This is a genomic window from Ochrobactrum sp. SFR4 (assembly GCF_019730395.1).
Lineage (GTDB): Bacteria > Pseudomonadota > Alphaproteobacteria > Rhizobiales > Rhizobiaceae > Pseudochrobactrum.
This window is the reverse complement of the sequence record NZ_JAAPBB010000008.1, coordinates 146,612-159,467: the sequence shown is the minus strand read 5'-3', so window position 1 is coordinate 159,467 and position 12,856 is coordinate 146,612. Positions and strand designations below refer to the sequence as shown.

The window sequence follows — 12,856 nt, the reverse complement described above, 5'->3', positions numbered from 1 at the left end:
AAATTATTCAACCTGACGGTGAAATGCTCCAGCCCATCCCGGATATGCTCTATCAATTTAGTGTCCCGATTTTACCTGCCAAGGTCAACAGGACGATTATATGGCACAAAAAGAAAAACCTCCGGCAACGTCAGCTGCCGGAGGTTTTTATATTGAGCAAGGATGCTAAATTATACGCTCAGCTTGGCCAGCACTTCTTCGCTGACTTCAAAATTGGCGTAGACGTTCTGCACATCATCATCGTCTTCCAGTGTCGAAATCAGACGCAGAACGGACTGCGCCCTTTCTTCATCAACCGGAGCTGAAGTTTGCGGCTTCCAGACTGCCTTGATGGATTCAGCTTCGCCAAGTGCTGCTTCAAGCGCTTTGGAAACTTCACCGAGATCTTCAAAAGCACAGATAATAACGTGACCTTCTTCATCAGACTGCACGTCTTCAGCACCGGCTTCGATCCCTGCTTCCATAACGGTGTCAGCATCGCCGGCAGCCGGCTTATAAACGATCTCGCCAACACGGGAGAACATGAAGCCCACGGAGCCGGTTTCCCCCAGCGCACCGCCGGATTTGGTGAAAGCAGCGCGCACATTCGATGCGGTACGGTTGCGGTTGTCTGTCAGTGCCTCAACGATAACGGCCACACCACCCGGGCCGTAGCCTTCGTAGCGTACTTCATCATAGTTCTCGGAATCGGCACCAGCAGCTTTTTTGATCGCGCGCTCGATATTGTCCTTTGGCATGGACTGCGCTTTAGCGTTCTGAATTGCCAGACGCAAACGCGCATTCATCGTCGGATCAGGCAGACCCTGCTTGGCTGCAACGGTAATTTCGCGTGCAAGCTTGGAGAACATTTTCGACCGCATGGCATCCTGTCTGCCTTTGCGGTGCATAATATTTTTAAACTGTGAATGGCCGGCCATAGCACCCCTGTTCAGGTTCTAAAATTTGGGCACGGGATTGAATATGCGGCGCAGCAAGAGCGAGGCATCCGCATTCATCCCTGCGGAATGTGCGCTTTATAAGGAAAATGGTGCGCCACGTCCAGCCACACCACACCGCACTTCTTTGCAGGCAGCTATAATATCGTCTTTTCATTGCTGATGATAGTTTTTTACGCCGGTTCCGGGCGCTGCAACTGGACAGGGTCTGATATGCACCTTATCAATAATGTGAATATATTATGCCGCATCCCTGGCATTAAGCTCATTCTCAAACCTTTATTTGAAACTCAGAATGCTCTATCCACGGGCAAGCTCTGAAACTGCCCGTTAAACCGGATATAGATTGACGTGACCGAACAGCCAGCCGCACCGCGACAGAAAAACGACACGATAGCCGCACAGATCAGCAAGATTCTGTCGCAGCGCATCATCGCCGGTGAGCTGGAACCGGGTGCAAAACTGCGTCAGGATCACATTGCCGATGAGTTCGGCACCAGCCATGTACCGGTGCGCGAGGCTTTTCGCCGTCTTGAAGCGCAGGGGCTTGCCGTGTCTGAGCCGCGCCGTGGTGTGCGTGTCGCTTCTTTTTCGCTCGCAGAAATCCGTGAGGTTGCCGAAATGCGTGCAGCGCTGGAAGTGCTGGCACTGCGCCATGCCGCACCGCATCTGACCCGCGCCATTCTGGATGAAGCGGAGGAAGCCACCCATGCCGGAGATAACTCCCGCGATGTGCGTTCATGGGAAGCAGCCAACCGCAAATTTCACCGCCTGCTGATCACGCCTTGCGCCATGCCGCGTCTGCTGGCAACGATTGATGATTTGCATGATGCCAGCGCACGCTTTCTGTTCGTCTCATGGCGTGCGGAATGGGAAGCCCGTACCGATCATGATCATCTGGCTATTCTTGCAGCACTGCGGGACGGCGATGTGGAGCAGGCAGCGAATATTCTCACCCGCCATGTTCAGTGGATCGGGCGTAAGCCGATTACCAGCCCGTCGGGCAAAGTGCGTGATGCCTTTGCAATTGTCGGTTAAATAAAACCAGTTCCGCATAAATTATCTATAAAATATATCAATTCATAAGCCTCTGAACGGGTGCAAATACTTAAACCCGCTTCATGCAATGCATAAGCTCAACCCGGCTCTGTCTACGACCCGTTTATAAACAATTTTACGACAATTCTGTCTGGCCAAGTCGTATAAATTGACCTAATGATTTTTACGATAGATGCACATTGCAAACTATCTATAATTTCACCAGAGTGTGTCGCATTTCATTTTACCCGCTGCACCCGCTCTTAGTTTTTATTTATCGCATGATCGTGTTGTCCGATAAGATCACTTGAATACACACCATGCTATAAGGAGCTTTTCATGTCTCTCGCACATGCAGTTCGCAAACCGGCTTTCAGCCCGCTCAATCTCGGCAATCGCAGCGCAGCCATGAAATTGTTTGCTGTCATTTCCGGCACCATGATTCTCGCACTGACCTCCCAGATCACAGTGCCTATGCTGCCGGTACCAATCACCCTGCAGACACTGGTTGTACCGCTGATCGGCGCACTCTATGGCTGGCGTCTTGGCGCACTGACCGTGCTTGCATGGCTCGGTGAAGCAGCAATGGGCATGCCGGTTCTCGCCGGCGGCAACGGCACTCTGGCAGCTTTCGCGGGCCCGACAGCCGGCTACCTGTTTGCATTCCCTGTTATCGCAGCCCTTACCGGCTACCTGGCTGAGCGTGGCTGGAACGGCAGCAGCCTGCCAAAAGCTTTCGCCGTTTTCCTGACCGCCAATATTCTGGCTCTGGTTCTCGGCGCAGCCTGGCTGAGCCTGACAATCGGTGTTGAAAAAGCTGTACTGGTCGGCGTTACACCATTCCTGATCGGCGCACTGATCAAATCCGCACTCGGCGCCTCGATCCTGAAAGCCTCTTTCCGTAAAGACGCTTAATAGCTTTTGAGCCTGGAAAAAGTAAAAGCCCCGTTGCAGATCACTGCAACGGGGCTTTTTCATACGCGGATTTTATACTGATTTACTCAGCAGGCTTATTACGGCGGCGTGCCAGCATATTCAGGATTTCGACCAGCGCCGAGAAACCCATAGCGGCATAGATATAGCCTTTTGGCACATGGAAGCCAAAGCCGTCGGCAATCAGCGTCATACCGATCATCAGCAGGAAACCCAGCGCCAGCATGACAATAGTCGGGTTCTTACCGATAAAGCGTGACAGCGGATCAGCAGCCAGCAACATTACAGTTACAGCACCAACAACAGCGATGACCATGATAACGATCTCATCAGTCATACCAACCGCAGTGATGATACTGTCAACCGAGAATACCAGATCAAGCAACAGGATCTGCGTAATGGCAGCACCCATGCTCAGCATTACCACTTTACCGGCACCGGCTTCATGACCATCATTTGGATCAACTGTATGGTGAATTTCTTTGGTCGCCTTCCAGACAAGAAACAGACCACCGGCAATCAGAATAATATCGCGCCATGAGAAAGCATGACCGAAGGCTTCAATCACCGGATCTTTCATCTGCACGATGATAGAAATTGTGAAAAGCAGGCCGAGACGCAGGATCAGCGCAGCGCCAATACCGATACGACGGGCTTTGGCCTGCTGATGTTCAGGCAGTTTATTGGTGAGAATGGAAATAAAAATAAGATTATCAATACCGAGAACAATTTCCATGACCAGCAATGTGATCAGAGCAGCCCATCCCGCAGGGCTGTTTAAAAAACCAAAATACTCAGCGAAAAATTCCATTCAGGCGCCCTTTGCGTCGAACAAGTGTTGATGCATCTGCTGCATTAATAATGAAATCGCGTCTTGAAACATAAACCTGCCCTTATCGGACAAAGATCAAGCTGAACTAAAACGAGATATCCCGCAATCTCTTGAAATCACGAAAAAAGCACATGGGAAAAGAATGTTTGTTTTTCAATAAAACAGAAGCCCAACATTTTATTTCTACCTGAAATATTTCGCATATTCAGCTAAACAAAACCCGCACCTCCGATAAAAGATGCGGGTCTGAACATTTTTACTCAATACAAGTTCGATTTTAACGCCAGAAAGACGGGATCGTTTCTTCAAGCCGTGGCCCGATGCGCAGAGGTGCCGCCTTTTCTGCCAGACCTGTGCGATCTGAGATTTCAACTCCGATGCCGCTGATAGTTGCAGGGCCGCTGGCAGCCTCAAAGCGCCCCTTCGGCACTTTAGAGAGGAAGCGGTTGAGCGGCTCTTCTTTATCCATACCCAGCGATGAATCATAATCACCGCACATACCGGCATCTGACATATAGGCTGTACCATTGGTCAGAATCTGGCAGTCAGCGGTCGGTACATGGGTATGTGTTCCCACAACCAGACTGGCGCGACCATCAACAAAATGGCCGAAACACTGTTTTTCACTGGTGGCTTCCGCGTGGAAATCAAAGATCACCGCATCTGCCTGTTCACCAAGCGGGCAGGCTCCGAGAATTTCCTCACCGGCCTTAAACGGATCATCCAGATCGGGATGCATGAAAACGCGCCCCATAATATTGGCGACCAGCACACGTGCACCGTTTTTAGCAATATAAAGACCGGAACCTTTACCCGCAGTGCCTTTCGGAAAATTGGCAGGGCGCAAAAAGCGATCTTCGCGGCGGGAGAAGTCCAGAGCCTCGCGCTGATCCCAGACATGGTTGCCGGTGGTCATGACATCAGCACCGGCACGAATGGTCTCATGGAAGATTTCTTCCGTCACCCCGAAGCCACCGGCAGCATTTTCACCATTAACGACGACAAAATCCAGTTTCAGATCAGAAATCAGACCCGGTAATTTTTCAAAAACTGCTGTGCGGCCGGAGCGGCCAACCATATCACCCAAGAAAAGAAAACGCATAGATCCTTCAAACCTGCTTTTGGATTTTCCGCAAATATCACGCAAATATCACACTGGCGATGCCGCAATAAGTCCGGTTTCAGTCAGAATATAATTCAATGCCACATCATGCGGCTCATGGGCTATGTGATCTACCCGTTGGGCATCAAACGCAACACCTATCAGCAGCGGATGCTTATTTTTATGGTGTAAAGCTGCAATTGCACGGTCATAATAGCCTGCACCATAGCCGATCCGGTTACCTGCCCGGTCAAATGCCGCCAGCGGAATCAGCATAATATCCGGATCAACAACCGGCGCATCTGCCGGTGGCCCCATTGTACCAAAGCCCGTCTCAACCAGTGCATCCCCAAAAGACAGAGAGCGGAATTCAATAGTCTGCTTATCCAAAATCGCCGGCACACAAAGCGTCATGCCGCGCGCTTCAAGCACCCGCATCAGCGGCCGCGGATCAATTTCCGAGCGGATCGGCCAGAAACCGGAGACACAGGCCTTCTCAGGCAGAGTTATGCCGTTCAGAAAGTTCTGAACAATGGTCTCAGAAGCAGTGTTACGGAAAATTTCAGGGAGAGCATTGCGTGCCTGCAGAACAGATTTTCGCAAATCGGCCTTCTGCATTTTCAGATCACCATCCGCCATGCTCTTTTTCCTTTACTTCACACACCTAGAGCGCCGTGTGCCAGACTTGGCACACAAAGGTCGCTCTAACACTTTAAAATTAGAGCATAATTTCACCTTAAACTGATCCAAGTTTAAGGAATTATGCTCTAAACGCCTCTTTCCGAATAAAACAGAAAGACGCGAAAAAAGGCAAATGTGAAAAAGGAAGAGCGGCGAACCACAGCGACCGATGAAGCGATTGATCCCGGGAACCTACAACGTAGGTGGGCACCATATGAAGAAGCCCTCGAGCCTCCTCAGGGACAGTTCCCTTAGAGATCAATAAGGCCCCGGGGATGTTAAACCTTCTGTCGTGAAGAGCAGTACGCCTGTATTTATTATAGGGATTCTGATGCCGCTGTACCAGAGGGCATTCTCGCGAATACAGATTTTTTTTATTCAACTCATCACAATCAATCAGAGCTACCCGATCAATTGCCGCGTGGTGCAATTTTTTTAGCCAGACCTTCAATCTGCTGGGCTGCACGTGCCACTGCCTGCGTCAAAGCGCTGTCGCTTTTATCGGCGCGGGACAAGGCATCATCGCGGGAGCGACGCAGCGTTTCCGCTTCATTTTCCAGCCCCTGCAAGCGCTTTTGCAATTCGGCCAGCTCGTCCATCACCATGATACCCGCCATAACGGTCAGGCGCAGATCACCGATTTCACCGAATGAGCCTTTGAGATGCATGACATACTGGTCAAAACGATCAGCCAGACCGGAAAGATGCTCTTCCTGCCCCTCGTCACAGGCCATACGATAGGCTTTGCCATCGATTGTCACTGTTACTGTAGCCATGGGACCTCCGTTCTGCCGTTTTTTATTATTTTGCCGTGCAAGCTATAGAATATAAATAGCTGCTAAATTTTGTCCGGCAAGCATCTTAGAGCGGTTTATGCCCAGATTGGAGCAGAGTGCTCGCTCTGGACTCTTTATTCTATCGCATTGTCACTGCCGTCGAACTGATTGAACTTGACTAAATCAAGAATGTCCAAGTTCATGAACTTGACTGTGAAATGCTTTAACGATCGAGAACCGTGCGGATTGTTTCCATGGCTGTTACCAGCCGCCGCGAGACTTCACGATTGGCCGTCTCCAGCCGTTCGGCACGAGCCTCAGACAAATCAAGTTCCTGTGCCAGTTTGGAGCGGTCAGCATTCATACGCTGCACTTCTTCTTCCGCTTCCACAAAGTCCCCCTCTTTTTCAAGCCGTAATTCAACAGCCTGCTCAAGAGTTGTCATTGCTTTTTCCAGTTGTTCAATCGCCTGTCTGAGCGTAATTTCTGAAGCCATATTCTTTCCCTTTGCCGATAACGGCTTTTCAAAATAAGGCCGAATCGTCATGCCGGAAGCGGCAGATTTGCCATCACTTTAATAAGCACAATGCTGTGAAGCAACAAATGTCACACAAAGGCGTTAACTCATACACCATAATTACAACAGCGTTTGACAAGCCCAGTTGTAACTTCAACCGTTTTAAGCACGCACACTGTGTCGCATGCAGGCCTGAAATCCCCTGTTATGCGTGCAGAATGCCAGCGCTTTGTTGACTCTCTTCATGCAAATGTTATGTGTCGCCAACCCTTGCAGCAGAGCTCTTTTTATCTTTTTACTGCAAGTTATGTCCTAATGCTCACAAATCTGCCGATGTCTGAGGCTAACAGCTCTTTACACATTCTGCAGGCACCACAGGAAAGACAGCTGAAACCATGAGTAATTCCGATAAACAGAACCAGATGGCCAACGCAATCCGCTTCCTGTCTGTGGATGCAGTAGAAAAAGCCAATTCTGGCCATCCGGGCCTGCCGATGGGCGCAGCTGACATTGCGACCACGCTTTACACCCGCTTCATGTCCCATGACCCGCAGAACACCACATGGCCTGACCGTGACCGTTTTGTCCTGTCCGCAGGTCACGGCTCGATGCTGCTTTATTCCCTGATGTATCTGACCGGCTATGAAGACATCACGCTCGACGAAATCAAAAATTTCCGTCAGCTCGGTCACCGCACCGCAGGTCATCCGGAATTCGGCCATGCTGCCGGTATTGAAACCACGACCGGTCCGCTCGGTCAGGGTATTGCCAATGGCGTTGGTATGGCACTGGCAGAACGTATTCTGAATGCAGAATTCGGTGACGCGCTCGTAAACCACCACACCTATGTTCTGGTTGGTGACGGCTGCCTGATGGAAGGTATCAGCCAGGAAGCCATTTCGCTGGCCGGCCACCTCAAGCTGAACCGTCTGATCGTTCTCTGGGATGACAATAACATCTCCATCGACGGTCCGATCTCCCTGTCCGATTCTACCAATCAGTGCGCCCGCTTTGAAGCTTCCGGCTGGAACACGCTGAAAGTTGACGGTCACGATCAGGATGCAATCGCCAAGGCTATTGAATTTGCCAAAGCTTCTGACAAGCCGACCATGATTGCTTGCAAAACCACCATTGGTTTTGGTTCGCCGCATAAGGCAGGCACCAGCAAGGTTCACGGTTCGCCGCTCGGCGCAGAAGAAATTGCGGCCACCCGTAAGGCACTCGGCTGGGAATATGAGCCATTTGTTGTCCCGCAGGATGTGCTTGATGCATGGCGTCTGGCCGGTCTGAACTCCGCAAAGAAGCGTATCGAATGGGAAAAGCGCTTTGCTGCCGCTGACGCATCGGTTCGTGCAGAATTTGAACGCCGTATGCGCGGCGATCTGCCAAGCGCCTTCGATCAGGCGATCATCGACTATAAGAAAAAACTCTCGGAAGATAAGCCGAAGGTTGCCACCCGTAAATCTTCGGAAATGGCTCTGGAAGTTATCAACGGTGTTGTACCGGAAACCATCGGCGGCTCCGCTGACCTTACCGGCTCCAACAACACGCTGACCTCGCAGACCAAGCCGATTACACCGGATAATTACCATGGCCGTTTCGTCCATTACGGTATCCGTGAGCTTGGTATGTCCGCTGCAATGAACGGTATGGCGCTGCATGGCGGTGTTATCCCTTATTCCGGCACCTTCCTCTGCTTCTCCGACTATGCGCGTCCGGCCATGCGTTTGTCCTCACTGATGGGCATCCGCGTTGCTTATGTCATGACCCACGATTCCATCGGTCTTGGTGAAGACGGCCCGACACACCAGCCGGTTGAACATCTGGCTGCATTGCGCGCTATTCCGAACCATTTCGTATTCCGTCCGGCTGATGCGGTTGAAACTGCAGAATGCTGGCAGATTGCACTGAATTCGACCAAAACACCGTCGACACTGGCTCTGACCCGTCAGAACCTGCCGACCGTGCGTACCCAGCACGATGATGACAATCTCTGCGCCTATGGTGCCTATGAACTGGCAACGGCTTCGGATGATGCAAAAGTCACCATCTTCGCCACCGGTTCCGAAGTTGAAATCGCGCTCAATGCCCGCACACAGCTGGAAGCCAAAGGCATTCCGACCCGCGTGGTTTCCGTTCCTTGCTTTGAACTGTTTGAAAACCAGACAGCAGCCTACCAGAAAGCACTGATCGGCAATGCGCCGGTACGTATTGCGGTTGAAGCAGCAATTTCCATGGGCTGGGAACGCTTCATCGGCGAAAACGGCGCATTCATCGGCATGAAAGGCTTCGGCGCTTCCGGCCCGATCAATGATCTCTACAAGCATTTCGGCATCACTGCAGAAGCTGTGGTTGCCGCAGCAGAAGCCAAGCTGGGCTAATTTATCAGGAGTAATCAGGTGACCTGATTACTCCTTTTTCTCTCTCAGCCTGCAAAAGCAGACTGAAAAACATCGAACAGTTTCGGGAGTCATAATATGGCAGTTCGCGTCGCTATTAACGGTTTTGGTCGTATCGGCCGTAACGTCCTGCGCGCCATCATCGAATCGGGTCGTACCGATATCGAAGTTGTAGCAATCAACGATCTGGGTCCGGTTGAAACCAATGCGCATCTGCTGCGCTATGACAGCGTTCACGGCCGCTTTCCGGCAGAAGTGACTGTCAAAGGCGACACCATCAATGTTGGCCGCGGCGCGATGAAAGTTCACGCTGTGCGCAATCCTGCTGAACTGCCATGGGCAGCTGAAGGCGTGGATATTGCTCTGGAATGCACTGGTATTTTCGCAACCCGCGATAAAGCTGCTGCTCATCTGGAAGCCGGTGCAAAGCGCGTTATCGTTTCCGCGCCTGCGGACAATGCTGACCTGACCGTTGTTTACGGCGTCAACCATGACAAGCTGAGCAAAGATCATCTGGTCATTTCCAACGCTTCCTGCACCACCAACTGCCTTGCACCGGTGGCTCAGGTTCTCAATGACGCAATCGGCATTGAAAAAGGCTTCATGACCACGATCCACTCCTATACCGGTGACCAGCCGACGCTGGATACCATGCATAAGGATCTGTATCGTGCCCGCGCTGCTGCCCTGTCGATGATCCCGACTTCAACCGGTGCGGCTAAAGCTGTTGGTCTGGTTCTGCCGGAACTCAAAGGCAAGCTCGACGGCGTTGCAATCCGCGTACCAACCCCGAATGTTTCCGTTGTTGACCTGACATTTGAAGCAAAGCGCTCCACAACTGTTGAAGAAATCAACAATGCAATCCGCGAAGCTGCCAATGGCCGCCTCAAAGGCATTCTCGGCTTTACTGATGAGCCGCTGGTTTCTATCGACTTCAACCACAACCCGCATTCATCCGTATTCCACATGGATCAGACCAAAGTTATGGACGGCACTATGGTGCGCATCCTGACCTGGTACGACAATGAATGGGGCTTCTCAAACCGCATGAGCGATACTGCGGTTGCGCTTGGCAAGCTGATCTAAGCATCTGCTCGGACCAAATATGCCGAAGCCGCGTGACCTCACTGGACGCGCGGCTTTTTTATTCCGCAAAAACCGGAGACCTCATATGAATTTCCGCACTCTTAAAGACGCAGATGTTGCTTCAAAGCGCGTGCTTGTCCGCGTTGACCTGAACGTACCGATGCAGGACGGCAAAGTCTCGGATACCACCCGTATTGACCGTATCATTCCGACCATCAATGCTTTGCGTGAACGTGGCGCCAAAGTCATTCTGCTTGCTCATTTCGGTCGCCCGAAAGGCGAAGTCAAAGCTGAATTCTCGCTGGAACAGATCGTGCCTGCTTTGGCACATGCCGTTAAGCATCATGTTGCTTTCGCAAAGGACTGCATCGGTGATGCAGCTGCTGCAGCCGTTAACGCCATGAAGGACGGCGATGTTCTGCTCCTTGAAAACACCCGTTTTCACAAAGGCGAAGAAAAGAACGATGCCGATTTCGTCAAGGCGCTCGCTGCCAACGGCGATATCTATGTCAATGATGCTTTCTCGGCTGCGCACCGCGCTCATGCCTCGACAGAAGGTCTGGCGCATGTTCTGCCAGCTTTTGCCGGTCTGACCATGGAAGCCGAGCTGACAGCACTGGAAAAAGGTCTCGGCCAGCCAGCCCGTCCGGTAATCGCGATTGTCGGCGGTGCCAAAGTTTCCACCAAGATTGACCTGCTTTCCAACCTCGTTGAAAAGGTTGATGCTCTGGTGATCGGCGGTGGTATGGCCAATACTTTCCTTGCAGCACAAGGCCACAATGTCGGTAAATCGCTCTGCGAACACGATCTGGCCGATACAGCCCGTGCGATCATGGCAAAAGCGGAGAGCGCCAATTGCGCCATTATTCTGCCGGTTGATGCTGTGGTTGCATGGCATTTTGCAGCGGATGCCCCGCACCAGAATTATGGTGTGGATGCAATCCCGCATGACGGCATGATGCTGGATGTGGGCCCGCTCTCGGTTGACCGCATCAATGCGGCAATCAGCGATGCTTCCACTCTTGTCTGGAACGGCCCGCTCGGCGCTTTTGAACTGCATCCTTTTGATGCGGCGACTGTATCCGCAGCCAAACATGCGGCTGAACGCACCAAACAGGGCAAGCTGGTTTCCGTTGCCGGTGGTGGTGATACTGTTGCAGCGCTGAACCACGCCAAAGTCAGCGATGATTTCTCCTATGTCTCCACCGCAGGCGGTGCTTTCCTTGAATGGATGGAAGGCAAACCGCTTCCGGGTGTAGACGTGCTGAAAAAGCACTAAGACACATACAATAAGAAAAAGCCCGCTGAAATCAGCGGGTTTTTTCAATTATCATTACTGGGATCACTTATCGTGGTGTCAGACGCAGCAGGCGCCCCGGAATATCATCTTCGATCACATAGACGGAACCGTCTTTGGCAATCGCCACATCGCGGATACGGTTTTCCATATCATAGCGTTCCGCTTCATCGGCACTGCCATCCTCTTTGAACTCAACCCGTATCAAAGCCATGGAAGCAAGACCGCCAATCAGAGCAGAGCCTTTCCAGTCTTTAAACAACCCGCCCTCGTAAAAGGCTAGTCCGGCAGGGGCAATCACCGGTGTCCAATAAACAACCGGCGGTTCAAATTCCGGTCTTGTCTGATGGTGCGGGATCGGTTCACCACTATATTGCGTACCATTCGACACGACCGGCCAGCCGTAATTTAAACCCTGTTTAATCAGGTTCAGCTCATCCCCGCCTTTGGGGCCCATTTCATGCAGCCATAATTTGCCATCGGGCGCAAAAGCCAGTCCGTAAGGATTGCGGTGGCCGGTTGTCCATGTCAGCGCCCGTGCATTATCCTCATCCTGCCCTGCCAGATCGGCACGCGGATTATCCTGTGGCACAGAACCGTCGCGGTTAAAACGCAGCACTTTACCCAGTGCCAGTTTCGGGTCTTGCGCGGTTTTCGGGTTCATCCGGTCGCCGGAGCTTAAATACAGATATTTTCCGTCCGGTGAGAAAGCGATAATGCCGCCCGGCTGCCCCCATTTGCTTTTCGGCATCTGCCGCCACATTACGGTCAGATCATCAAGTGTGGCCTTACCATCCTTTTCGCTTAATTCTGCCCGTGCCAGCACCAGCGAACTGACAATATCTTTCCCGCTGCGTTCCGGCTCAGCATAGGTAAAATAGACCAGCCGGTCAGAGGCAAAATCCGGCGAGACAGCAATATCCAGCAGGCCGTTCTGTCCTTCAAAAGACACAGCAGGCACATTGCTGATTTCGGTCTTTTTACCGGCCTGATCAGCCAGAAAAATATGCCCTGCTTTTTCCGTTACCAGCAGGCGTTGATCCGGTAAAAAAGCAATCGCCCACGGCGTATTGAATTCGGCAATTTTCTGCACATTAAACGGATTTTCAGCAACCGCTGCGCGGCCACCGGCATTAACAGATTGGGATGCAAAAACCGGCGAACTGAACAGGCCGGCTGCTATTGCAGATGCCAGAAAACAACGAATGCCTGTATGTTTCAGACCTGTAATCTTGACGCGTCCGTTCAGCACGCTCTCCC

At 51.8% G+C, this 12,856-nt stretch carries 12 protein-coding genes and 1 other RNA gene; 5 read left to right on the top strand and 8 right to left on the bottom strand.

Annotated features, from left to right (window positions below; translation table 11 throughout):
• Positions 1-170: 170 nt before the first annotated feature.
• Complete coding sequence (locus HBA93_RS12130; protein ID WP_121994096.1) at positions 171-917, bottom strand: YebC/PmpR family DNA-binding transcriptional regulator; 747 nt, start codon at positions 915-917, stop codon at positions 171-173.
• Between the two features lie 369 nt (positions 918-1,286).
• Here HBA93_RS12130 and HBA93_RS12125 point away from each other — a divergent pair, with 369 nt between their 5' ends.
• Positions 1,287-1,973: a GntR family transcriptional regulator gene (locus tag HBA93_RS12125; protein ID WP_353619353.1), complete on the top strand. Its 687-nt coding sequence runs from the start codon at positions 1,287-1,289 to the stop codon at positions 1,971-1,973.
• A 339-nt stretch (positions 1,974-2,312) separates the two neighbouring features.
• Positions 2,313-2,888, top strand: coding sequence for a biotin transporter BioY (locus HBA93_RS12120; RefSeq protein WP_121994097.1), 576 nt, complete (start codon positions 2,313-2,315; stop codon positions 2,886-2,888).
• Between the two features lie 82 nt (positions 2,889-2,970).
• On the opposite strand, the gene HBA93_RS12115 is transcribed toward HBA93_RS12120, so the two are convergent.
• The 6 genes from HBA93_RS12115 to HBA93_RS12090 all read right to left on the bottom strand — a co-directional run bounded on the left by HBA93_RS12115 (position 2,971) and on the right by HBA93_RS12090 (position 6,793).
• Entirely contained in the window at positions 2,971-3,717 is a 747-nt protein-coding gene (locus HBA93_RS12115; RefSeq protein WP_121994098.1) for a TerC family protein, read from the bottom strand.
• A gap of 298 nt (positions 3,718-4,015) precedes the next feature.
• On the bottom strand, positions 4,016-4,840 hold the full coding sequence (locus HBA93_RS12110) for a TIGR00282 family metallophosphoesterase (RefSeq protein ID WP_075657296.1): 825 nt from the start codon (positions 4,838-4,840) through the stop codon (positions 4,016-4,018).
• A 48-nt stretch (positions 4,841-4,888) separates the two neighbouring features.
• Positions 4,889-5,479, bottom strand: a complete 591-nt coding sequence (locus HBA93_RS12105) for a 5-formyltetrahydrofolate cyclo-ligase (RefSeq protein ID WP_122092617.1) — start codon at positions 5,477-5,479, stop codon at positions 4,889-4,891.
• Positions 5,480-5,671: 192 nt separating this feature from the next.
• Positions 5,672-5,830, bottom strand: a non-coding RNA gene (gene ssrS / locus HBA93_RS12100) — 6S RNA.
• 101 nt (positions 5,831-5,931) lie between these two features.
• A complete protein-coding gene (locus HBA93_RS12095; protein WP_221723425.1) occupies positions 5,932-6,297 on the bottom strand; it encodes a cell division protein ZapA in 366 nt (121 codons plus the stop codon).
• A gap of 223 nt (positions 6,298-6,520) precedes the next feature.
• Complete coding sequence (locus HBA93_RS12090; protein ID WP_028233611.1) at positions 6,521-6,793, bottom strand: DUF4164 domain-containing protein; 273 nt, start codon at positions 6,791-6,793, stop codon at positions 6,521-6,523.
• 416 nt (positions 6,794-7,209) lie between these two features.
• Between HBA93_RS12090 and tkt the strand changes: the two genes are divergently transcribed.
• The 3 genes from tkt (at position 7,210) to HBA93_RS12075 (ending at position 11,578) form a co-directional block, all read left to right on the top strand.
• Entirely contained in the window at positions 7,210-9,195 is a 1,986-nt protein-coding gene (tkt, locus tag HBA93_RS12085; protein WP_121994102.1) for a transketolase, read from the top strand.
• A 96-nt stretch (positions 9,196-9,291) separates the two neighbouring features.
• Positions 9,292-10,299, top strand: a complete 1,008-nt coding sequence (gene gap, locus HBA93_RS12080; RefSeq protein ID WP_075657293.1) for a type I glyceraldehyde-3-phosphate dehydrogenase — start codon at positions 9,292-9,294, stop codon at positions 10,297-10,299.
• An 85-nt stretch (positions 10,300-10,384) separates the two neighbouring features.
• Positions 10,385-11,578 (top strand): phosphoglycerate kinase, encoded by a 1,194-nt coding sequence (locus tag HBA93_RS12075; protein WP_221723424.1) that lies wholly within the window; start codon positions 10,385-10,387, stop codon positions 11,576-11,578.
• A gap of 67 nt (positions 11,579-11,645) precedes the next feature.
• Here HBA93_RS12075 and HBA93_RS12070 read toward each other — a convergent pair whose 3' ends face one another.
• Positions 11,646-12,848, bottom strand: a complete 1,203-nt coding sequence (locus tag HBA93_RS12070; RefSeq protein ID WP_502910105.1) for a PQQ-dependent sugar dehydrogenase — start codon at positions 12,846-12,848, stop codon at positions 11,646-11,648.
• Positions 12,849-12,856: the final 8 nt, after the last annotated feature.

What these genes read in the sequence shown, in the direction of transcription:
- HBA93_RS12090 (WP_028233611.1), bottom strand. Translation starts at nt 6,793, where the DNA reads ATGGCTTCAGAAATTACGCTCAGACAGGCGATTGAACAACTGGAAAAA.
- HBA93_RS12115 (WP_121994098.1), bottom strand. Translation starts at nt 3,717, where the DNA reads ATGGAATTTTTCGCTGAGTATTTTGGTTTTTTAAACAGCCCTGCGGGA.
- HBA93_RS12095 (WP_221723425.1), bottom strand. Translation starts at nt 6,297, where the DNA reads ATGGCTACAGTAACAGTGACAATCGATGGCAAAGCCTATCGTATGGCC.
- HBA93_RS12120 (WP_121994097.1), top strand. Translation starts at nt 2,313, where the DNA reads ATGTCTCTCGCACATGCAGTTCGCAAACCGGCTTTCAGCCCGCTCAAT.
- HBA93_RS12130 (WP_121994096.1), bottom strand. Translation starts at nt 917, where the DNA reads ATGGCCGGCCATTCACAGTTTAAAAATATTATGCACCGCAAAGGCAGA.
- HBA93_RS12110 (WP_075657296.1), bottom strand. Translation starts at nt 4,840, where the DNA reads ATGCGTTTTCTTTTCTTGGGTGATATGGTTGGCCGCTCCGGCCGCACA.
- tkt (WP_121994102.1), top strand. Translation starts at nt 7,210, where the DNA reads ATGAGTAATTCCGATAAACAGAACCAGATGGCCAACGCAATCCGCTTC.
- gap (WP_075657293.1), top strand. Translation starts at nt 9,292, where the DNA reads ATGGCAGTTCGCGTCGCTATTAACGGTTTTGGTCGTATCGGCCGTAAC.
- HBA93_RS12075 (WP_221723424.1), top strand. Translation starts at nt 10,385, where the DNA reads ATGAATTTCCGCACTCTTAAAGACGCAGATGTTGCTTCAAAGCGCGTG.
- HBA93_RS12105 (WP_122092617.1), bottom strand. Translation starts at nt 5,479, where the DNA reads ATGGCGGATGGTGATCTGAAAATGCAGAAGGCCGATTTGCGAAAATCT.